General features: G+C 51.8%; 23 protein-coding genes. 5 read left to right on the forward strand and 18 right to left on the reverse strand.

The features are described from left to right. Positions 1–124 precede the first annotated feature (124 nt). The 6 genes from hemG to ubiD all read right to left on the reverse strand — a co-directional run bounded on the left by hemG (position 125) and on the right by ubiD (position 6,538). Positions 125–667, reverse strand: a complete 543-nt coding sequence (gene hemG / locus DW47_RS0102750) for a menaquinone-dependent protoporphyrinogen IX dehydrogenase (protein ID WP_029684808.1) — start codon at positions 665–667, stop codon at positions 125–127. Between the two features lie 22 nt (positions 668–689). Then, positions 690–2,141 (reverse strand): Trk system potassium transporter TrkH, encoded by a 1,452-nt coding sequence (gene trkH, locus DW47_RS0102755; RefSeq protein ID WP_029684809.1) that lies wholly within the window; start codon positions 2,139–2,141, stop codon positions 690–692. A gap of 11 nt (positions 2,142–2,152) precedes the next feature. Then, complete coding sequence (locus DW47_RS0102760; protein ID WP_029684811.1) at positions 2,153–2,785, reverse strand: IMPACT family protein; 633 nt, start codon at positions 2,783–2,785, stop codon at positions 2,153–2,155. Next, positions 2,785–4,113, reverse strand: a complete 1,329-nt coding sequence (gene pepQ, locus DW47_RS0102765) for a Xaa-Pro dipeptidase (protein WP_029684812.1) — start codon at positions 4,111–4,113, stop codon at positions 2,785–2,787. Before pepQ ends, DW47_RS0102760 begins: the two co-directional genes overlap by 1 nt. Positions 4,114–4,307: 194 nt before the next feature. Beyond that, positions 4,308–5,009 carry an NAD(P)H-flavin reductase gene (gene fre, locus DW47_RS0102770; RefSeq protein WP_029684813.1) on the reverse strand — a complete coding sequence of 234 codons (702 nt, stop codon included), beginning with the start codon at positions 5,007–5,009 and terminating at the stop codon, positions 4,308–4,310. Between the two features lie 29 nt (positions 5,010–5,038). Next, entirely contained in the window at positions 5,039–6,538 is a 1,500-nt protein-coding gene (ubiD, locus tag DW47_RS0102775) for a 4-hydroxy-3-polyprenylbenzoate decarboxylase (protein ID WP_029684814.1), read from the reverse strand. Between the two features lie 201 nt (positions 6,539–6,739). Here ubiD and rfaH point away from each other — a divergent pair, with 201 nt between their 5' ends. Next, positions 6,740–7,228 carry a transcription/translation regulatory transformer protein RfaH gene (gene rfaH, locus DW47_RS0102780; protein ID WP_029684815.1) on the forward strand — a complete coding sequence of 163 codons (489 nt, stop codon included), beginning with the start codon at positions 6,740–6,742 and terminating at the stop codon, positions 7,226–7,228. Here rfaH and tatD read toward each other — a convergent pair whose 3' ends face one another. From tatD to udp, 9 genes are all read right to left on the reverse strand, one after another. After that, positions 7,229–8,011 carry a 3'-5' ssDNA/RNA exonuclease TatD gene (gene tatD, locus DW47_RS0102785; RefSeq protein WP_029684816.1) on the reverse strand — a complete coding sequence of 261 codons (783 nt, stop codon included), beginning with the start codon at positions 8,009–8,011 and terminating at the stop codon, positions 7,229–7,231. Between the two features lie 83 nt (positions 8,012–8,094). Then, positions 8,095–8,847 carry a Sec-independent protein translocase subunit TatC gene (gene tatC / locus DW47_RS0102790; protein ID WP_029684817.1) on the reverse strand — a complete coding sequence of 251 codons (753 nt, stop codon included), beginning with the start codon at positions 8,845–8,847 and terminating at the stop codon, positions 8,095–8,097. A gap of 2 nt (positions 8,848–8,849) precedes the next feature. Continuing rightward, positions 8,850–9,446, reverse strand: coding sequence for a Sec-independent protein translocase protein TatB (gene tatB, locus DW47_RS0102795; RefSeq protein ID WP_029684818.1), 597 nt, complete (start codon positions 9,444–9,446; stop codon positions 8,850–8,852). 3 nt (positions 9,447–9,449) lie between these two features. Beyond that, positions 9,450–9,695: a Sec-independent protein translocase subunit TatA gene (tatA, locus tag DW47_RS0102800; protein ID WP_029684820.1), complete on the reverse strand. Its 246-nt coding sequence runs from the start codon at positions 9,693–9,695 to the stop codon at positions 9,450–9,452. 89 nt (positions 9,696–9,784) lie between these two features. Then, positions 9,785–11,422 carry a ubiquinone biosynthesis regulatory protein kinase UbiB gene (gene ubiB, locus DW47_RS0102805; RefSeq protein WP_029684822.1) on the reverse strand — a complete coding sequence of 546 codons (1,638 nt, stop codon included), beginning with the start codon at positions 11,420–11,422 and terminating at the stop codon, positions 9,785–9,787. Further along, positions 11,419–12,024: a ubiquinone biosynthesis protein UbiJ gene (gene ubiJ, locus DW47_RS0102810; RefSeq protein WP_029684823.1), complete on the reverse strand. Its 606-nt coding sequence runs from the start codon at positions 12,022–12,024 to the stop codon at positions 11,419–11,421. The genes ubiB and ubiJ overlap by 4 nt, the downstream gene beginning before the upstream one ends. An 11-nt stretch (positions 12,025–12,035) precedes the next feature. After that, positions 12,036–12,791, reverse strand: coding sequence for a bifunctional demethylmenaquinone methyltransferase/2-methoxy-6-polyprenyl-1,4-benzoquinol methylase UbiE (ubiE, locus tag DW47_RS0102815; protein ID WP_029684824.1), 756 nt, complete (start codon positions 12,789–12,791; stop codon positions 12,036–12,038). 75 nt (positions 12,792–12,866) lie between these two features. Continuing rightward, entirely contained in the window at positions 12,867–14,387 is a 1,521-nt protein-coding gene (gene rmuC / locus DW47_RS0102820) for a DNA recombination protein RmuC (protein ID WP_051150813.1), read from the reverse strand. Positions 14,388–14,515: 128 nt separating this feature from the next. Then, a complete protein-coding gene (gene udp / locus DW47_RS0102825) occupies positions 14,516–15,277 on the reverse strand; it encodes a uridine phosphorylase (protein WP_029684826.1) in 762 nt (253 codons plus the stop codon). Between the two features lie 370 nt (positions 15,278–15,647). Between udp and DW47_RS0102830 the strand changes: the two genes are divergently transcribed. From DW47_RS0102830 to metR, 3 genes are all read left to right on the forward strand, one after another. Next, entirely contained in the window at positions 15,648–16,196 is a 549-nt protein-coding gene (locus DW47_RS0102830) for a tetratricopeptide repeat protein (protein WP_029684827.1), read from the forward strand. Positions 16,197–16,323: 127 nt separating this feature from the next. Next, positions 16,324–17,199, forward strand: coding sequence for a 23S rRNA pseudouridine(2604) synthase RluF (gene rluF / locus DW47_RS0102835; RefSeq protein ID WP_029684828.1), 876 nt, complete (start codon positions 16,324–16,326; stop codon positions 17,197–17,199). A gap of 351 nt (positions 17,200–17,550) precedes the next feature. Next, positions 17,551–18,483 carry an HTH-type transcriptional regulator MetR gene (metR, locus tag DW47_RS0102840; RefSeq protein ID WP_029684829.1) on the forward strand — a complete coding sequence of 311 codons (933 nt, stop codon included), beginning with the start codon at positions 17,551–17,553 and terminating at the stop codon, positions 18,481–18,483. A gap of 79 nt (positions 18,484–18,562) precedes the next feature. Here metR and yigL read toward each other — a convergent pair whose 3' ends face one another. Next, positions 18,563–19,363 (reverse strand): sugar/pyridoxal phosphate phosphatase YigL, encoded by an 801-nt coding sequence (gene yigL / locus DW47_RS0102845; protein ID WP_029684830.1) that lies wholly within the window; start codon positions 19,361–19,363, stop codon positions 18,563–18,565. Between the two features lie 21 nt (positions 19,364–19,384). Further along, complete coding sequence (gene pldB, locus DW47_RS0102850; protein ID WP_071846601.1) at positions 19,385–20,431, reverse strand: lysophospholipase L2; 1,047 nt, start codon at positions 20,429–20,431, stop codon at positions 19,385–19,387. 110 nt (positions 20,432–20,541) lie between these two features. Between pldB and rhtB the strand changes: the two genes are divergently transcribed. Beyond that, the gene (gene rhtB / locus DW47_RS0102855; protein WP_029684832.1) at positions 20,542–21,165 is read left to right on the forward strand and encodes a homoserine/homoserine lactone efflux protein; all 624 of its coding nucleotides are present in this window, start codon (positions 20,542–20,544) and stop codon (positions 21,163–21,165) included. Between the two features lie 42 nt (positions 21,166–21,207). On the opposite strand, the gene rhtC is transcribed toward rhtB, so the two are convergent. Continuing rightward, positions 21,208–21,831 carry a threonine export protein RhtC gene (rhtC, locus tag DW47_RS0102860; protein ID WP_029684833.1) on the reverse strand — a complete coding sequence of 208 codons (624 nt, stop codon included), beginning with the start codon at positions 21,829–21,831 and terminating at the stop codon, positions 21,208–21,210. Position 21,832 lies beyond the last annotated feature (1 nt).

The raw sequence follows: 21,832 nt of genomic DNA on the forward strand, positions 1-21,832 counted from the left end.
CCTGTCACGCCGCTGCGCATCGCGCTTTGCCGTGTCAGTGGGAGCGCATTATAGGGAGTTAATTTTTTCTGACAAGGGTTTATTTGAAATTAATTTCCGTTCGTCTTTTTTTTCGCCACAAGTGTTATTTATACAGCGATTTGCCGGTTATCTGAACAAATTCACCCGCAAATTCCGCCACTTTCTGCCAATCCGTGTATTCATATTCCTTCGACGTATCAGTTTCGCCCCCGGTCATCTTCATGATCAAACGGATCATCACCTTATCAAACCAGCGGTAACGCGGATAACGCAAGGCACCGGCAACCACCAAGCAACGATCTGGCGTCCAAGGTGACTGCTCCAGAAACTTACGGGTGTAGACATTCGTCTCAGGGGTATTCTTATCCGCTTTGCGCGCAGTCAGGTTGACCGAGATAAAACCGCTGGCCCGCGCCTGCAGTAATGGCAGGTGATCGGCAATACAGCGATCCACTTCCGGTGCATAATGACCATAACGGATCGAGGCGGCAATCAGCACCCGATCATAGTCCTGCCAGGTAACCTGATTTGCCTGAGCAACGTTGATCACATCACAGACCTCATGTTGTCCTGCTTCGGTAGCAATAAAGTCGGCAATTTTCTTTGTCTGTCCATCCCGGCTGGAAAACAGTATCAGCATCTTCATTTGATTATCCTTTGATAAAGATTTATTCCCGCCAGAAGGTCGGGGTGAACAGTACCAGTAATGTAAACACTTCCAGACGACCGAACAGCATGGTGGAAATCAGGATCCATTTGGCGGTGTCATTCATAGAAGCAAAGTTGTCGGCAACCACCCCTAATCCTGGTCCAAGGTTATTCAGGGTCGCCGCCACGGCAGCAAAGGCCGAGAAGTTGTCGACGCCGGTGGCGATGATCGCCAGCATGCTTACCAGAAAAACCAATGCATAGGCAGAGAAGAACCCCCATACCGCTTCGAGGATACGCTCAGGCAAAGCACGCTCACCCAGCTTTATGGTATAGACTGCGTTGGGATGCACCAGACGTTTAAGTTCTCTATTACCCTGCTTACACAACAACAGAATGCGGATGACCTTCAGTCCTCCCCCGGTAGAGCCAGCACAGCCGCCAATAAACGCGGAACAGAGCAGCAGGATCGGCAGGAAAGAGGGCCAGTTTGAAATGCTGTCAGTGGTAAACCCAGCGGTCGTCGCCCAAGAAACCACTTGGAAAAAAGCTTGGTTGAGGGTTTGCAGCAGACTGCCGTAAGTGTGATGTACCGCCAGCAACAGTGTAGCGATGGCTACCAGCGTTAACTGCACCCCGATAAAGACTCGGAATTCCGGGTCACGCCAGTAACCTTTCAAGCTACGACCAGTCAGTAATGAAAAGTGCAAGCCATAGTTACAGCCGGAGATCAGCAGGAAAATCGCAATAATAGTATTGATGGTACCGCTATGGTAATAACCGATGCTGGCATCATGGGTCGAGAACCCGCCGATAGCGATCGTTGAGAAGCTGTGACCTATTGCATCAAACAACGGCATACCCGCTAACCATAATGCCAGCGCACAAGCGACGGTGAGTAACACATAGATCAGCCACAAGGTTTTGGCAGTGTCGGCAATTCTCGGCCGCATTTTGTGGTCTTTTAGCGGTCCCGGCATTTCAGCGCGATAGAGCTGCATTCCCCCGACCCCGAGGATCGGCAGAATAGCGACCGCCAGCACGATAATACCCATCCCCCCTAACCATTGCAGCATCTGACGGTAGAACAGAATAGCTTTCGGCATACTGTCCAACCCGACCAAGGTGGTCGCACCGGTAGTGGTCAGCCCCGAGAATGATTCAAAGAAAGCATCGGTTACCGACAGATGTGGTTGTTCAGCGAAAATAAACGGCATCGCCCCGACACTGCCCAACACGGTCCAGAACAACACCACGATCAGAAACCCTTCACGGGGCTTTAACTCTTTCTTCTGTTTACGGTTCGGCCACCACAGGATCGAGCCGATCAACAGTGCCATCATGAAGGTCTGACTGAATGCCCGCCCGGCACCGTCGCGGTAAATCAAGGCCACCAGTCCCGGCACAATCATGGTGACGGAGAAGATAATAATCAGTAAACCCACTATGCGGGTAATGGCACGAAAATGCATTATGCCTGTCCTTAACTCTGTGAAGGTCGTTGATCTACCCGCTGAAGCGTCAACGCACCGCGGCTTAAGTCAGAAAGCTGTTTTTCAAACTCACGAATACTGTCAAAAGGTAATGCCAAGGTGAGGTGGATATCGGCTTGGTAATCGCTGGCGATAATTTTTCCGTTAAAGCGTTCTACCAGCCGTTCAGCTTCGGTCAGAAATCCGTAGTCACAGCGCAGGGTGAAACGCTGCATCGGCACTTTGCGGCATCGAGTTAAGGCCTGCAATCCCTGACGTACTCCCCCACCATAGGCTTTTACCAACCCGCCGGTACCAAGCATGATGCCACCGTAATAACGCACGACGACGCAGGTCACCTCACCGACCCCGCTACCCATTAGCTGAGCCAGCATCGGTTTTCCTGCAGTCCCTGAAGGTTCACCATCATCGGAGAACCCCAGTTGTTGTGAATCGTCGGGTGCACCGGCTACCCATGCCCAGCAGTGATGTCTGGCATCAGGATGCTGCTCACGGATCTGCCGGACGAAGGCTTTTGCCGCCTCACTCCCTTCGGTATGGGCAAGGTAAGTAATGAAGCGGCTTTTCTTGATCGTCTCTTCCGTGACGCAGACGTCCGCCGCCGGAATATCGTAAGCCTCCATTAGGCAAGCTTCAGATCACGGGTCATATTCTCGATCCCTTGGCTTTGGATAATCACGTTATCTTCAATACGGATGCCACCATAGGGCTTTAAGGCGTCAATGTGTTGCCAGTTGAAGTGTTTACTATAGCGGCCTTCACGCCACGGTGATAACAGCGACTCAATAAAATAGATCCCCGGTTCAATGGTCACCACCATACCGGCCGCTAACGTACGGGTGCAACGCAGCCACGGATACTGTGTTGGAGGTGCCTGGTGAGTGCCCTGCTCATCCTGCATAAATCCAGCGACATCATGGACCTGAAGACCCAACGGATGCCCCACACCGTGCGGCATAAACACTTGGGTAATATTTTCGCTGACCATCGCCTCTTCGCTGAGACCGGTAATAATGTCAAACTCACGCAGGACCGATGCCAGACGCTGGTTCATCTGCAAATGATAGTCGGTATAACAGGTCCCAGCTTGCAGCGTCGCAATCAGTGCCTGCTCATGGTGATCGATGGCGGCAATCAGGTCAGCGAACACACCACTTTCCGCGGCGTAGGTGCGTGTCAGGTCTGCGGCATAGCCGTTAAACTCCGCCCCGGCATCCAACAGAAAGCTACGATGCTGGGCCGGTACCTGCTGCTCCAGTCTGGTGTAGTGCAAAATGGCCGCATTTTCATTGAGTGCGACGATGTTACCGTAGGGAACATCAGTATCCCGTTGCCCAGTGGCCAACAGGTAAGCGCTATTGATCTCAAACTCACTTTTTCCGGCAAAGAAAGCATCACGGGCAGCGCGATGACCCGCTACCGCAATTTTCTGGGCTTCACGCATACACCAGAGTTCATAATCCGTTTTAAAACTGCGATGGAAATGCAGGTAATCAAGAACCGGCTGCGGGTTAATCTGCGCCTCAGCAATCCCTAATTGTGCGGCCCGTCCAACAGCAGGACCAATGTAGGCCACCTTTTCTCGGCGCTGAGGCAGCAGTTGACCTATATCTTGGCTGTTTCTCAGGGGAACGATGTCGAATTCATCGCTCCAGAAACTGTTCGGCAAAGGATCGGTTTTATGCCAGTAATCCACCGGAGAATAGAACCAAAGTGTCGGCTTACTGACACCATCAACCCACAACCAGCAATTTGGGGTTTGCGTCACCGGCAACCAGGCCTTAAACGGGGCACTGACTTTGAAGGGGTAGTGATGATCATCGAGGAATACGCTCTGTAATTCCCCAGAATGGATCAGCAAGGCGTCTAGCTGATTTGCCGCCAGCACCTGCTGCGCGCGATGTTGCAAGGTGGTCAGATGGGATTGATACAATGCATTCAGTGAGTTCATCTCTGCCTTCTTATGATTAAGAATAAGAATTTTTGCGCATTTTATCACAGCTCACCGCCGGGTGGCGTATTGCTGCGGCAGGCCAATACGCTTAGCAATGAGGCAATAAGGCAGGTCAAGCAGGGAGAGGGGAAGAATTACGCCCCTCCCCACCGGCCAGTCGGCCTACCGGGGAGGGGTGTTACATCACAGACTCAGATAAAGGCGAAGGCATCACCGTAAATCTGGCCGCTGACGGCATCACGTTCGGCACAGAAGCGTTCACGGGCCACTTTCGCCATTTCAAAACGGCCAGCAATATAGATATCGTAAGGCTGTAAGCTGCTGTAGTCCTGGATCACTGCCGGTAGAACGGTTCCGGTACGCCCCCGCCAGTCGCTGTCCGGTTGCTCAACCACCGGCACCACTTTCAGGTTAGGATGACGAACCGCCAACGCGTTCAGCTCTTCCAGATCATAAAGATGATGAGGTTCACGGCCGCCCCAGTAGATGGCAATTTCACGATCTGGCTGATTAGCCAGCGCCGTTAACAGGATCGAACGGGCATAGGAGAATCCAGTGCCGCCCGCGACCAAGATGATAGGCCGATCACTGTCTTCACGCAGGGCTGCTTTACCGTGCGGCATATCAACCGTTACGCTGCGCTGGTCACGAATTTTTTCCATTACCGCCATGGCATACAGATTCATCTCGGACGCGCCGATATGCAGCTCGATAATGTCTTTTTCCATCGGCGTAGAGGCCAGTGAAAACGGACGTTTATCGTTCTCATCCATCACCACCATCAGATACTGGCCGGCACGGAAACTGAATTCCGTTTCTGGAACCAAACGGACCCGATAGACCGTATCGTTGATGCTTTCTACAGAAATTACTTTACAGCTTAATGTTGTCATTCGTTCACTCTGTCGGGTTAGCGGATAAATTACAGTGGCCGTGACTTCACGGAGCTACCGGGTTCAAAGATTGCCAGCTCATCCCAGATTTCATCAATCCGTGCTGTGACCTTAGGGTCTTTCACAATCGGTCTGCCCCACTCACGATCAGTCTCACCCGGCCATTTATTGGTGGCATCCAGCCCCATCTTCGAGCCCAGTCCGGAAACCGGAGAGGCAAAATCCAGATAGTCGATCGGTGTATTTTCAACAATCACCGTATCACGTGCCGGATCCATACGGGTGGTGATCGCCCAGATCACATCGTTCCAGTCACGCGCATTCACGTCGTCGTCACAGACAATCACAAATTTAGTGTACATAAACTGTCGCAGGAACGACCATACCCCAAACATAACGCGTTTCGCATGCCCGGCATATTGTTTCTTCATGGTCACTACTGCTAGGCGATAGGAACAGCCTTCCGGAGGCAGATAGAAATCAACAATTTCAGGGAACTGTTTAATTAAAATGGGTACCAGTACTTCATTGAGGGCAACGCCCAATGCAGCCGGTTCATCCGGAGGACGACCAGTATAGGTGGAGTGATAGATAGCATCCCGTCTACGGGTAATATGAGTGATAGTAAAGACTGGGAAATCATCGACTTCATTATAGTAACCGGTATGGTCACCGTATGGACCTTCCGGCGCCATATCCCCAGGCTCGATATACCCCTCAAGGATAATTTCGGCGCTGGCAGGCACCTCTAGGTCATTCGACAGGCATTTTACCACTTCGGTTTTGGTTCCGCGCAACAAGCCGGCAAACGCATATTCCGATAGGCTGTCCGGTACCGGCGTCACCGCGCCAAGAATAGTAGCCGGGTCCGCGCCGAGGGCAACAGAGACTGGGAAGCGCTCCCCTGGGTGTGTCTGGCACCATTCCTGAAAATCGAGTGCGCCGCCACGGTGAGACAGCCAGCGCATAATCACGCGGTTTTTACCGATCACCTGCATACGATAAATGCCGAGATTTTGACGCTCTTTATGCGGACCACGGGTCACGGTGAGTCCCCAGGTGATCAAAGGTGCCGCATCTTCCGGCCAGCAGGTCATCACAGGGATTTCAGCGAGATCCACTGCATCACCTTCACACACCACTTCCTGACACGGGGCACTGCGCAGACGTTTGGTCGGCATATTCAGGACTTTCTTGAAGCGTGGCATTTGTTCGAACAGGTCGCGGAAACCTTTCGGTGGCGATGGCTCTTTCAGGAAGGCCAGCAGCTCGCCGACATCGCGCAACGCACTGACTTCTTCCTGACCCATCCCCAGCGCCACCCGCTTGGAAGAGCCGAACAGATTACACAGCACCGGCATGTCATAGCCTTTAGGATTTTCAAATAGCAGTGCTGGCCCTCCGGCCCGAAGCGTACGATCAGCGATCTCGGTCATTTCCAGCACCGGATCAATAGGATAACTAATCCTTTTCAATTCACCACGCTGCTCAAGTTGTCGCAGGAAGTCTCTTAAGTCCTGATATTTCATGAGGTTTTTTTACTTTGTTGCCGGAGTTAATCAAGCCATTATAGGGGGGATTCGGTGAAGATGCTGAAATTTATTAGCCACAGAAATGGCATAGACGCTGAGCGGTCATTGGTCAGACGTCCCTTTCGGGTTTAAGGGGGCGTGAGCTATGACTCTGAAAAGAGTTTTGCTATTCTTTGCTGCCTGAAAAATGGAGCAGTTATGGAATCTTGGTATCTACTTTTTTGTAAGCGTGGTCAGTTGTTAAGGGCACAAGAACATCTCGAACGTCAGGGGGTTAACTGCCTGAGCCCGATGGTCACGGTTGAGAAGACCCTGCGTGGGACTCAGGTCACACGCAGCGAGCCTCTATTCCCGAATTATTTGTTTATCCGTTTTTCACCGGAAGTCATCCACACCACTACCATCAGCGCCACCCGAGGGGTCAGCCACTTTGTTCGCTTTGGGGCTTTGCCTGCCACGGTACCGGATGAGGTCATTGATTCCATTGCGGCGCACAACGCCCTGCAACCTCCAGTCTCCACCCCGCCACAACCTGGCGATGAGGTGGAAGTTACCGCCGGTGCCTTTGAAGGCATACGCGCTATTTTCAGCGAACCGGATGGGGAAACCCGTTCAATATTGCTGCTAAATCTGCTGAATAAAAAGGTTGCGCACACCCTGAGTAACCGGCAGTTTCGTAAGCTCTGATCAGCTCAGGCGGAACAACCGCCGAGCATTAGCATCGACCTGCTGACCAAGCTGTACTGCATCCTCACCCCGCCATTGAGCCACCTGCTGCAAGATATGTGGCAGGAAGCAGGGTTCATTACGGCGTGACGGCGGGCGCGGATACATATCCCGCGGCAGCAAATAAGGTGCATCCGTTTCCAGCAGCAGTTTTTCCGCTGGGATCATCGGTAACAGCTCACGCAGTTCCAGTCCGCGTCGCTCATCACAGACCCAACCGGTGATCCCCACCGATAACCCTGCATCTAGACATTCCTGCAATTCCTGCCGAGTGCCCGTAAAACAATGCACCACCGAGGGCGGCAGCTTGTCTAACCAGGGTTTAAGCACCGCCATAAAACGTTGATGTGCTTCGCGACAGTGCATAAATACCGGCAACTGTAATTCAGCCGCCAGTGCCAGCTGTGCATCAAAGGCATATTCTTGTTGAGAGTGATCAGCCAAGTTACGGTTAAAATCGAGACCGCACTCACCTATCGCCACCACTTCCGGCTGAGCGGCGAGACGACGCAGTGTCGAAGAGGTTTCCAGCGACCATTCGCTGGCATGGTGAGGATGAACGCCAGCAGTCGACCAGCAATAGCCCGTGTGCTGCTGAGCCAGTGATCGCGCCTGCTGACTTTCGAGTGCATTGGTACCGGTAATCAAGAAACCGGTCACACCGGCATCTCGTGATCGGCTGACAACCTGCTTACGGTCTTTCGCAAACTGTGTACTGGTGAGGTTAACCCCTATATCAAACATGTTATTTCCCAAAAAACGAAACCCCCCATACGGGGGGTTTTGATAAACATTTCCCGCAACTGCCGGGACCTGAGTCAGGGATCTCAGGATCCTGGATCCTGTTCCTTATCCCAACGCCCTTTTCCCACGTAGTAACGAGAGAAGAATACGCCGACTTCAAACAGGCAGTACATCGGAATAGCGAGCAAAGTTTGAGAAAAAACATCTGGCGGAGTCAGTAACATCCCGACGACAAACGCACCGACTAGCATATAAGGGCGCTTTTTACGCAGGTCTTCCGGTGAAGTGATACCGGTCCAGCACAATAGTACAATGGCCACCGGGACTTCAAACGCCACACCGAATGCCAAAAACAGCGTCATGACGAAATCCAGATAGTTACTAATATCTGTCGCAATCTGTACACCGTGGGGAACGGTTTTGGCAAAGAAGCCGAATGCCAGCGGGAACACGATAAAGTAGGCAAAGGCAACACCGATATAAAACAGCAGCGTACTGGAGAACAACAGCGGCATAATCAGTTTACGCTCATGCCGGTACAGTGCCGGCGCCACAAATGCCCAGACCTGATAGAGGATCACCGGCACCGCCAGGAATACTGACACAATGATGGTCAGCTTTATCGGTGTAAAGAACGGTGATGCCACATCGGTGGCAATCATGCTGGCACCAACCGGCATCTGTTTGATCAACGGTGCCGCCACTAGCTGGTAGATATCATTCGCGAAATAGACTAACGCTAAGAAGATCACCAGTATCGAGGCGATACAATAGAGCAGACGCTTGCGCAGCTCAATCAGGTGGCTGATGAGTGGTTGAGTATCTTGTACATCCATGATTATCTTTCTTCGCTTACCGGAGAGGCGGATACTTTCCCGGGGTCTGAGGCAGGTTTAGCCGCGCCGGAAGAAGGTGTCGTCACTTCTGCCTGATCGGGAACCGCCGCTTCCTGAGTCACTGCGGTAGCTGAGGCCGGGGTCTGATGACTAACAGCAGGCTCTGCTGCGTGTTCAGGCACGCAGCTGTCCTCGTTTACCGAGGCAAAAGGAACGCTATGACTACTGTCAGTAGACTCGGTTTCTGAGGAAGAAGTCCGGGCTTTGGCATTAGCTTCGTCTTCAGCCTTTTCAAGAGTCGTTGCCTCATGATAAGTCCGCTTCATTGAGTCAGCGGTTTTACGCAACTCCTCCATCGACTCTTTAAGCTCTGGAGATAACGTTCCCTTACCGGCTTCTTCAACTTTCTTCAGACTGTCCTGCAACTCCTGAAGCTTGAGTTCCTGCGCCAGCTCATTTTGCACATTAGCCGCCAGAGAGCGCATGGCACGGATCCAGCCGACCACAGTTTTCACGGCCACAGGCAGACGTTGCGGGCCGAGTACAATCAGGCCAATGACAAAAACCAATAACAGTTCACTAAAGCCAATATCGAACACGGTTTATACCTGATTGTTATCTTTCCGGGCCTCTTCTTTCTGAGAAGAAGTCTGTTGAGTATCAGAAATAGATTTGGCGCTGAAATCTGCATCCTGATTTTTCTTGTCTTCATCATCGTGCATCGCTTTTTTGAAGCCTTTGATAGAAGACCCTAAATCTGAACCAAGGTTACGCAATTTATTGGTGCCGAATAACAATATGACAATCACTGCAACAACGAGTAAATGCCCGATACTAATGCCGCCCATGTTAACTCCCGATATTCGTGACTCTATAGTGCAAGTCTGATGAAAAAGTTCAGTCTTATGACATTACCCCGTAAGGATCAGGCTGACAATCAGTTTGTTTTGCGCCAGCCAACAATCCATGTTAACACACCTGCAACAATAAGCAGCGTTGAAGTGACCTCCGAATGCGGACGTCCGATAGCCACTGCTGTGCCGCATAACAAGAATACCGTACCAATCCCCAGTAGGTAGCGGGCTTGGCTGTGACGCACACGGTGTATGGTCATATCGGCCACCAGCTTATCGATGCTGTGTTTCAGCAGCTTATGCTGACGCATTCCGTCATAAAAAAGCTCCGGCAGCTCCGGCAACTTCTCCGCCCAGGAAGGCGCTTTTGATTTGACTGCCCGCCAGATCGCAGGAAAACCGACCTGATCTTTGATCCACTCTTCAAGGAAGGGTTTCGCGGTTTTCCACAGATCAAGTTGCGGATAGAGCTGACGACCAATCCCTTCAACATACAACAGAGTTTTCTGCAGCAGCACCAGTTGTGGTTGTACTTCCATATTGAAACGACGGGCGGTATTGAACAGATTCAGTAAGACGTGACCGAAGGAGATTTCCGCCAGTGGTTTTTCAAAAATCGGTTCACAGACCGTACGAATAGAAAACTCGAAGTCCTCAACATTAGTGTCTGGCGGGACCCAACCAGAATCCACATGCAGTTCCGCGACTCGCCGGTAGTCGCGGTTAAAGAAGGCGATAAAGTTTTCGGCCAGATAACGTTTATCGTCTTTGTTCAGCGAGCCGACAATACCGCAGTCGATACCGATATATTGCGGATCTTCCGGATGCTCATAGCTGACAAAAATATTGCCAGGGTGCATATCCGCATGGAAAAAACTGTCACGGAACACTTGGGTAAAGAACACCTGCACACCACGTTCGGCCAACAGTTTCATATCGACGCCATGGGCCCGTAGTGCCTCAGTATCGGCAATAGGGATTCCGTAGATCCGCTCCATTACCAGCATGGTTTCGCTGCAGTAATCGGAGTAGACATAAGGGACGTACAACATCTTGTTGTTTTCGAAATTTCGCCGTAATTGAATCGCATTACCAGCTTCACGCAGCAGGTTCAGTTCATCAATCAGGGTTTTTTCGTAGTCGCGTACCACTTCCAGTGGGCGTAGGCGACGGCCATCCGGCAGCAGGCGGGGTAACCAACTTGCCAGTCGATAGATCAACCGCATATCCGCTTTAATTACTGGCAAAATATCAGGACGGATCACTTTGATCACCACATCCTTGCCATTTTCTTTGAGGGTTGCAGTATGCACTTGGGCAATAGAAGCCGACGCCAGTGGCATGATTTCAAAATCATCGAACCACTCTGCAACCGGGCCGCCGAGGGACTTTTCAATCTGCTGCTTGGCCTTCACACCGTCAAAAGGTGGGACTTTATCCTGGAGGGCAGCCAGTTGGTCGGCAATTTCTGGGGGAAACAGGTCACGTCGGGTCGACAACATCTGGCCCAATTTAATCCACACAGGCCCGAGTTGCTCCAAGGCCATGCGCATGCGCACCCCCGGCAGTTCATTCGGATGACGGTTGGGGAGCCAGAAAATGCAGCGTCGCCAGAGGCGCAGAAGAAAACTCAGGCGGGTCGGTGGGATAAGTTCATCCAAGCCATAGGACAGAAACACCCGAATAATGAAATAGAGTCGCCGAAGTTCTCCGAAAATCATTTTTTCTCCCGTTGTGCCAGCCGCGCTTCCAGCGCATTCAGCTGTAAATCCAGAGCGGTGGTTTCTTCACAAAACCAAGCGATTTCGAGTGCGCCCGGTGCTACCCGCCATTCCTGGGTAATAAATTCCCCGATTTGCTGCTGTTTTCCTGAAATATCATTGCGGACAAAGGAAAATGCCCGCTTAACAGCCCGAAAAATCCCCTGAGCCGCTACATCACCCACCCAGGGTGCCAGATATTCTGCCGGATCCAGTTCAGCCAGATCGGTAAGGGCAGAAAACTGCTGAATAACCTGCAGGTCACCCTGCACATCCAGCCTTTCCTGCTTGATCAGTTCCGTCAGTTTCTGGCGGTCTCTTAGCTCTGCCAACACCGGAAAAGCCAGTGATACGGTGCAATCACTGTCACCCTGCCACTCACTGAGCACATCCAATTGCTGTTCGCTGAACACCAGTACCAGCGGGCGTGGCAACTCACTAAAACGTAGCGTCAGGACTTTCCCTTTAAGGCGCAGACGCGCTGCCTTCAGACCTCGGTCTTGATACAGCACACGGTTCAGCACACTTTCTGCCGCTGCAGTCAGCAGCGGCATTGCAGTCATCGCCATCGACATCAGAATTTGTATCCGCGGTGAAGGGCGACGATACCTCCAGTCATGTTGTAGTAGGTGGTATTCTCGAACCCAACATCGTTCATCATCCCTTTCAGGGTTTCCTGATCCGGGTGCATACGAATCGATTCCGCCAGATAACGGTAACTGTCAGCATCACCGGCGACCATTTGCCCGATACGCGGCAGAATGTGGAAGGAGTAGGCATCGTAAGCTTTACTCAATGGGTCGAGTACCGGCTTGGAGAATTCAAGGATCAACAGGCGTCCGCCTGGCTTCAGTACACGGAACATCGAGGCCAACGCTTTCTCTTTTTCGGTCACATTCCGCAGACCAAAAGAGATAGTAATACAGTCAAAATAGTTATCAGGGAATGGCAGGGCTTCCGCGTTAGCCTGAACATAGCTGACGTTTCCAGAGACACCTTTGTTACGCAGTTTTTCACGACCCATTTTCAGCATTGAACTGTTAATGTCCGCCAGCACAACCTGCCCGGTTTCACCGACCAAACGTGAGAATTTCGCCGTCAGGTCACCGGTCCCACCGGCAAGATCAAGCACACGCTGACCGCGACGGACACCGCTGCAATCAATGGTGAAACGCTTCCAGACACGATGGATGCCCATCGACATCAGGTCGTTCATCAGGTCATATTTTGCTGCGACGGAATGAAACACGTCAGCCACTTTTTCAGCCTTTTCATTTTTCGCTACGGTCTGAAAACCAAAATGGGTTGTTTCCTGAGATTCATCTGCCATCGGTATTACCTGTTGTGTAATCAATACTGTCTGAAGTGTACCAGAGTCCCAAAGGCTGGGCACCTTGCAGCGCCACTATTCCGAAACTCCGGGGAGATTGTCCTCATTGTCCCACGGATTTTCCGAGGCGACCAGCGAGGTTTCGCTTTCGCTGTTAGTTTCCTGATGCTCTGTATCAAAGGATAATGCTTTATCGCTGATTTTGGGATCGATCGGCCGACGAACTTCTACGCCCATCTGGCGGAAGGCTTCAGTACGGGCGATCAGGTTACCCCGTCCTTCTGACAGTTTTTTCATCGACTGCTGATAGCTGTCACGAGCTTTATCCAAGTGATTGCCCAAGTTCTGCATATCATCGACAAATAGACGCATCTTGTCGTACAACCGTCCGGCTTTTTCAGCAATATGCTGGGCATTCTGGCTTTGGTGCTCATACCGCCACAGATTACTGATAGTTCGTAGAGCGACCAGCAAAGTGGTCGGACTGACCAGCATAATATTCTGCTGTAAGGCTTCACTGATTAATTCCGGCTGACGGTCAATAGCCAGTAAAAATGCCGGTTCCAGCGGTATAAACATCAACACATAATCTAAGGAACGCACCCCAGGTAACTGCTGATAGTCTTTACGGCTCAGCAGTCGCAGATGGTGCCGGACCGCGGCGATATGCTCCTGTAGTGCCTGCTCCTGTGAGCGGTCATCTTCGGCGTTGAAGTATCGTTCATAAGCCACCAGTGTCATTTTGGCATCAATGACAACATCTTTTTTCTGTGGCAGATGAACGATCACATCAGGCTGAAAACGTCCATCACTGCGCTGGATATTGACCTGGGTCTCATACTCATGCCCCTCACGTAATCCGGAAGCCTCCAGCACACGGCTCAAGACAACTTCGCCCCAATTGCCTTGTATTTTATTGTCCCCTTTCAAGGCCCGGGTCAGGTTAATGGCTTCTTGGGCCATCTGGCTATTGAGTTTTTGTAACTGGCGGATTTCATGTGTAAGCGTATGCCGCTCACGGGCCTCATTACTGAAACTGTCGGTGATCTGACGGCGGAAACCATCAAGTTGTTCACGTAGCGGGGTCAACAGCCCATTCAAACTCTGTTGATTTTGCTCATTAAAGCGCCGACCACTTTGCTCAAAGATCCGACCAGCCAAATTCTCAAACTGCGCCGCTAGGCGCTGTTCGCTGTTGATCAGCACCCGTTGTTTTTCTTCTGCAGCCAGCCGTGTATCTTCTAGGCGGGTGGTGGCCTCCCGCAATTCCGCTTCTTGGACACGATTAATCTCTGACTGATGCCGCAACTCTTGATTAAGCTGTTCACACTGATCACGCCAATAATCCAGCTGATGCAGTTTTTCCTGCTGACCACTGAGGGCACTGTGTAACTGTCGCAGTTCGAGATCTTTTTCCTGTAAACGCTGCTGTATCGCATCCAGTGCCTGCTGCTGTTGCTGTACCGTTTCCTGACGAACTCTTAGCTCAGCATCGCTGGCGGCCAACTGGTGACCGGCACGCAGCACGGCAATCAGCCAGCCGAGCAGTCCGCCGCCCAGCAGTAAGCATCCTGAAATGATTAATTGCGTATCCACCCGCATCCCCGCTTATCAGTTGTTTGGGAAAAGGTAGAGTGACACTGTATAGATGTCCAGAGTTTTCTGGCAGGGGAAAGCACTCAGACTGCGAGCTATTACGCACGACAGCCTGAGTAGTAAAAAGGTTATAACAACGCTTTTGCAGCATTGACCACAATACTGACCGCCTGACTTTCGGTCTGCTTCATGGTTTCACTATCAGGGATCTCTTTCTGGGTGCGGTTGACGATGACCCCGGCAACCATCCCCGCGCGTAGACCCTGACTGGCACACATCGTAAGTAAGGTTGCTGACTCCATTTCATAGTTCAGCACGCCCATCGATTGCCACTCTTCCATGGAACCCCGGAATGCTCTCACCACTCGGCCGGAATAAGTATCGTAGCGCTCCTGCCCTGGATAAAAGGTATCTGAAGATGCCGTCACCCCAACATGGGTTGTTGCACCGGCTTCACGTGCCGCCGCAACCAAAGCTGACGTACAGGTAAAATCCGCGACAGCGGGAAATTCTAGCGGAGCAAAATGCTGGCTGGCACCATCTAGGCGAACAGCCGCAGTGGTCACCAGCACATCGCCGACATTAATATGTGACTGAATCGCACCGGTGGTCCCCACCCGTAGGAAGGTCCGCACCCCGAGCTGGGCCAGTTCCTCAACGGCAATGGAAGTCGACGGACCACCAATGCCAGTGGAACAGACGACGACTGGTTTGCCTTCGATAAAGGCTAGCCAACTGGTAAATTCACGATGCGACGCCAGCAATCGCGGGTTATCCATCAATCCCGCGATTTTCTCAACCCGCTCTGGTGCTCCAGGGACAATCGCCAAGGTCGCCCCCTGTAAATCAGCCTTCGTCAGCCCTAAATGAAAAACATCGGATTGCCCCATAGTCACCTCATCAAACACAATAGAATAATCACAGAAGTGTACGTGAAGCAGGCCTTTTTGGTGTGATAAAAATCACTTTTATCTAAGTCAATTGCACACACATACAGTGACATTGTGATTAAGCACAAAGTTTATCGCTAAAAAACGCCCTGTAATCCCTTATCTCGATGAGTAACTCCCCCATCCGCCACCGATTGTTCTGCGACGAAGGCCATCTACTCCCCAAACATCATTCAGATGACTAAAATTCAGACAGACCCTGAAAGCAATTGCCAACGGGCAAGATAGACTCAGACCTATACGCCATTCTCTCCGTTCCCCAGCAGCTAACCCGGAGCCAAACACTGTCGGGGCCTGACAGGAAAAAACGATGAAAAAGACACTCTTACTCTGTATCGCCCTAACCACCCTGACACTGACCGGTTGCAGTGCCACCGGTCAGTTCTTCCGTTCACTTTGGCCTGGCTCTCAACACCAAGCAGTACCGGCAGATGAACAGCAATTACAGCAAAATATTCGCCAGTGTGAGAACGATAAACAGGCGGAGCAATGTATGGCGGCCGGTTCACGCTATGAATTACGCGGCGGCGATGATTATCAGCGGGCCATGGATTTCTATCAGAAAGCGCTCAGCCTGAATGCCCCAGAAGCCTTCCAGGCCATTGGTCATCTCTATGAAAACGGCTACGGTGTGAAGCAGGATTATACCACCGCCCGTCAGTGGTATCAGCGTGGCGCAGACGCTGGCGAAGGGAATGCGATGCTCTATTTGGCCAATATGTACCGTTATGGACGCGGTATCGAAAAGAACCGCCACAAAGCATTGCAGTATGCGACTCAGGGATGTAAAAAAGGCAATATTCTGGCCTGCTCTACCCGTAAAGAGCTGCTGAAAAACAGCCGCAGCACGAAACATTGACCTGCTAGCAGCCGAGTGAATGGGGCAGGCTGGCTCAAGAAGTACAGCCTGATTGATGCTCATAGGCTGCACATGTATTTAAAGCACCGGCGGGCTGAGGTATAGTCCGCTTTTTTTCGGAGAATTCATGCTGAATCCCTCATCTATCCGCCTGAATAAATACATCAGTGAGAGCGGTATCTGCTCTCGTCGCGATGCTGACCGCTATATTGAGCAGGGCAATGTCTTTATCAATGGCAAGCGTGCTGCCGTCGGCGCACAGGTTTTTGCCGGTGATGTGGTCAAGGTGAATGGCCAGCTGATTGAACCCCGTGATGAAGAGGATTTGGTACTGATCGCCCTGAACAAGCCGGTCGGTATCATCAGCACCACCGAAGAGAACGAAAAAGATAATATTGTCGATTTTGTTAACCACAGTAAGCGGGTATTCCCGATTGGTCGCTTAGATAAAGACTCTCAGGGACTGATTTTTCTGACCAACCACGGGGATCTGGTGAATAAGATCCTGCGGGCCGGAAATGATCATGAAAAAGAGTATATCGTGACGGTGAATAAACCGATCACTGATGAGTTTATTACTGGGATGGCCGGCGGCGTACCCATGCTCGGTACCGTGACCAAGAAGTGTAAAGTCATTAAAGAAGCCCCCATGGTGTTCCGTATCACCTTGGTACAAGGATTAAATCGCCAGATCCGTCGTATGTGTAAGCACTTTGGCTATGAAGTCACTAAGCTTGAGAGAACCCGCATTATGAATGTCAGTCTAAAGGGACTGCCACAGGGTGAATGGCGTGACCTGACGGACGACGAACTGTTTGATTTATTCAAATTGCTGGAGAACTCTTCTTCACTGGCACCTGTTGAGCAGAAGAAAAAAGCAAAACCAAAAGCGGCACCAGCGGCTGTCCCCCCTGCTGCACCGAAGGGTGGTGCCAAAACGCCAGGCAGCCTCTCTGCACGTAAGCGTTTTACGCAGCCGGGACGTAAGAAAAAAGGGCGTTAGCCCGCTCAGGGGACCACGGGTCCCCGAGTTTTTTCTCCCGGAATGGGCCTGCCTGAGACCTTCATGCTCTCCTACCCTGTTTACCCGTCACTGTCGCGAGACTCAACGGCCACACAACTCGTCTAAGATCTCAGAGACAGTGCGAGTAGCGCGCATATCGTCTCCCCCATGGTATTCCCGGTCAGTCAGTTATAAGCTGTCAGTCATCACGGCAAATGGCTATACCGTGAGGCTATTTCAGGCAAAGAGGTTTTTTGGGTGTTTAGCCGTCCAGATGTTTACACATCTGCAATCAGCAGGTACTGTACTGCCCATAAGCGCTCATTCGATAACGTCATATCAAGGACCCTCATGATAGAGTTTAAGCACCTGAAAACACTGCAGGCTCTCCGGTCTACCGGTTCTCTGGCAGGTGCCGCAGCACAATTGCATCAAACCCAATCCGCGCTCTCTCACCAGTTCAGTGACCTGGAACAGCGCCTCGGTTTTCGCCTGTTTGTCCGGAAAAGTCAGCCACTGCGCTTTACGCCACAGGGTGAGATCCTGTTGCAACTGGCAGAACAGGTATTACCGCAGATCCAACAAGCCCTGCAGGCCTGTCAGGAGCCTTGGCAAACCACACTGCGTCTAGCGATTGAATGTCATAGCTGCATTCAGTGGTTGACGCCCGCCTTAGATAGCTTCCGTACTCACTGGCCGCAGGTAGTGGTGGATTTTACTTCTGGAGTGACTTTCGACCCGCAACCGGCCCTGCAGCAGGGGGAGTTAGACATAGTCCTGACCTCAGATATTCTGCCGCGCAGCAGCTTGCACTATTCGCCCCTGTTCGATTACGAAGTGCGTCTGGTGATGGCCCCGGACCATCCGTTAGCCAGTAAAGCCCTGATTATCCCCGAGGATCTGGCAGATGAGACCTTACTGATTTATCCGGTTCAGCGTCAGCGAATGGATATCTGGCGCCATTTCCTGCAACCCGCCGGTGTGACGCCTTCTCTAAAAAGTGTGGATAATACACTGTTACTGATCCAGATGGTGGCAGCAAATATGGGCATTGCTGCGTTACCACACTGGGTTGTGGAAAGTTTTGAACGACAGAATCTAATAGTGACCCGCACCGCCGGTGAAGGGATCTGGAGCCGTTTATACGCCGCAGTGCGCGACGGCGAACAGCGTCAGCCGGTACTCAGTGCCTTTATCCGCTCTTCGCGGCAGCATGCCTGTGAGCAGCTGCCTTTTGTTCGTGACGCTTCACATCCCAGCAAGGCTACAACCACTGAACGATGAGTCTGTGATAGCCGTCGGGGAGAGCGACACTGCCTAGCTCGCCCACTGCTTGAGAGCTATGCCGCCCCAGCGGCCAGGTTCAGACTCGGTACAACCGCTGCAAATAACGAGGCACCGCATCCTCGGCATTACTGCCAATCACCTCCATCTGTGGAAACAGATCCAGCAGCGGCTGATGGGCATTTTGCATAATACAGCCCTTCGCCGCCATGCTCAGCATTTCTTTGTCATTCATACCGTCACCGAAGGCAATACAATCGTTAAGGCTACGTCCCAGACGGGTCGCCACCGCCTCGAGTGCATGACCTTTAGAGACCCCGCCAGCCATCACTTCCAGGCAGGTCGGCAACGAAAAGCTGACATTGACCCTGTCCCCCCAGCGAGCCACCAATGACAACTCGAGCTGACGTAATTCCTGGTGATCCTCTCCGGTAAAAAACACTTTACTGATCCCGTCAGTTTCCAGTATTCCCGGCTGATACAGCTGATAACGGAATCCAGATTCCAGAAAATAGCTTCTTTCTTTTTCGCTGTCGCGGCTGATATACCAGTTATCGCCGCGATAGACTTGGGTGGTCAGCGTCTGGGAATCGTAACGCAGCGCATACAAGTCGGCGACGATATCTTCATCCAAATTATGCGCAAACACCTGCTCTCCGGCAGGATTGTGTACCCGTGCGCCATTAGAGGTGATCATATAGGCATCGATACCCAGCTTATCGCGCATTCTAGCGACATCAATATGGTGACGGCCAGTGGCAAACACAAAGTGAATGTCCTGCTCTGTCAGACGATTAAGGATCTTATGGGTGAAGTCAGATAAGGCATGATCAGGGGAAAGCAAGGTGCCATCCAGATCGGAGGCGACAATGTGATACATGAATACCTCTTTAGTTAACAATCAGACCAGACTATCAGGAAGAATTGGCGTCGTGGTCGTGATAGCCAGCGTCGGTGCTTTGAAACCCTCAAAATAACGCACGATAACATTCAGCGCCCTGGCACGCATATCGTCCTTTTCGAATAATATCTCATGCCGAGCCCCAAGGATAACGTCCGGAGCAGCACCATCACAGGGGGTCCCCGCACGCTTCCTCGCCTCACAGAATGCATTCTGTGCCTGATTATCCACCACTTGGTCCTCTTCTGCTTGCAGGATCATCATCGGTGTCGTGGCTGATACGGCATCGTTAAGGATCTGGTGCCCCGCTGCCATACTTTCACGTACCCAGTGGGCGGTCGGTCCGCCTACCTGTAATGCCGGGTCGTCTGCATAAAAACGCAGGTTACGCTGATAACGCACACGGCTGTGTGTCAGAGTATTCATGGCAAAAGGCGGCGCATGCCAGCGGCCGGTCCCTAGCGCAAAGCCTTCCCGTAGCCCCGAACGTGTTTCGGTCCAATTTAAAATTTTCTCAGCCATCCACTCTGGCATCGGCAGCACAATGCCAAACATTGGTGCCACTAACGTCACTGCATCAAACAGATCAGGCTGGCGTTGCAGTAACAGCGTAAGGATGGCTCCACCCATGGAGTGCGCCACGGCGAATTTTTGCTGATAGCGTGTAGTGGTAAACTCTCGCTGATAAAGGGTGTACAGGTCATCGACATAATCAGAAAAGTGCTCAACATGGCCTAGATGACTGTCTTCTAGCATCCTATCCGAACGCCCCTGACCACGATGATCAATGATAAAAACATCATATCCGCACTGAAATAAGTCGTAAGCCACTTCCGGATACTTTACATAACTTTCAATCCGTCCCGGAGAGATCAGCACCGCCCGCCGATGCCGGGGTGAGGTAAAACTGACATAACGAATGGTCAGAGAATCTTTACCCATAAACTGTTTTTCCTGGCGTCTCTGCCAGAAATGGAGAAGAGGTCCGTTCACAAACGCCGAAAACTCTTTTTCACGGTGCAACCAGCGTTGCGTATGCTGTTTCATCACGGTTCCTTCGGCGCTTTCACTGACTGTCACACCCATAACTGATTGTATCGTCATCAGGGATTATAACGTATTCTATCGCCCTTCTGCTGATGATTGGAGCTTTCTCAATGACCTTCGAATGGTGGCTCACCTACCTGCTGACCACTACCATCCTGAGCCTGTCGCCAGGATCCGGTGCCGTAAACACCATGAGTACTGGCATAAGCCATGGCTATAAAAAAACACAGATTGCAATTGCTGGGCTACAAACCGGGCTGGCTGCTCATATTATTCTGGTCGGTATCGGTCTTGGAGCGCTATTCTCGCACTCTGTGATGGCATTCCAGGTCTTGAAATGGGCGGGGGCAGCCTATCTGATCTGGCTCGGTATTCAGCAGTGGCGTGCCCGTGGTGCAATAGACCTTAATGCGGTTGCTAAAGCTACCTCACGGGGAAAACTCTATAAGCGTGCCTTACTGGTCAACCTGACCAACCCGAAGAGTATCGTTTTCCTGGCCGCGCTATTCCCGCAGTTTATCCTGCCGCATCAGCCACTGGTACTGCAGTATCTGGTACTGGGCGTGACCACCATTGTGGTGGATATCCTGGTGATGCAGGGATATGCCGTGCTGGCTACCCGTATCTCCCGCTGGATCAAAGGCCCCCGTCAGATGCTGTTGCTCAACCGTATTTTTGGCAGCGTGTTTATCGCCATCGGTGTCGTGCTGGCAACCGCCCGTCGCGGGATCTAAGTCATGTTCCTTTCCAGGCCGCCGGCCTGGAAAGGAAATCGGTTAACGGGTCAGTATCAGGTGCAGACCAAAGGCGGTGAACAGCACGCCGCCGACGCCATCCAGCCATTTACCGGTCTGCTGATACTTACGGCGCATCCAAGGGAGAGAAAACAGGGTCGCGACCAAGGTGAACCAGCCAAAAGTCTCCAGCAGGATCAGCGCATAAATCCCGCTGCGCTGCAGGGCAGACACATCCTCTCCGACAAACAGTGAAAAGACACTACCAAAGTAGATCACTACTTTAGGGTTCGACAGATTCGTCAGTAACCCGCGTAAGAAGGTATGCCCACGACGGGGTAATACCGGTTCACTGCCGGGGACTGGCGGATGGCGATGCTGATGACGCGCTGAACGCAGTAACTGCCAGCCCATCCACAACAGATAAATCCCGCCCCCCAGCATAATGATCTGATGCAACCAGGCCATCTTTTCCAGCAGCAGATTCAAGCCTAACAGTGCCACGGCGGCCCAAATAGCGACGCCGAGTGTCACGCCAAATACGCCCATAAAGGCTTCGCGCGGTGAACGACTGGCGGCAGTCTGAGAAATAAAGAAAAAATCTGGACCTGGGCTCATCAGTGCCAATAATTGCACAACAGCCAAGGTAAGAAACGACATCAACATA

Origin of the sequence: Tatumella saanichensis (assembly GCF_000439375.1) — a bacterium.
GTDB lineage: Bacteria > Pseudomonadota > Gammaproteobacteria > Enterobacterales > Enterobacteriaceae > Tatumella > Tatumella saanichensis.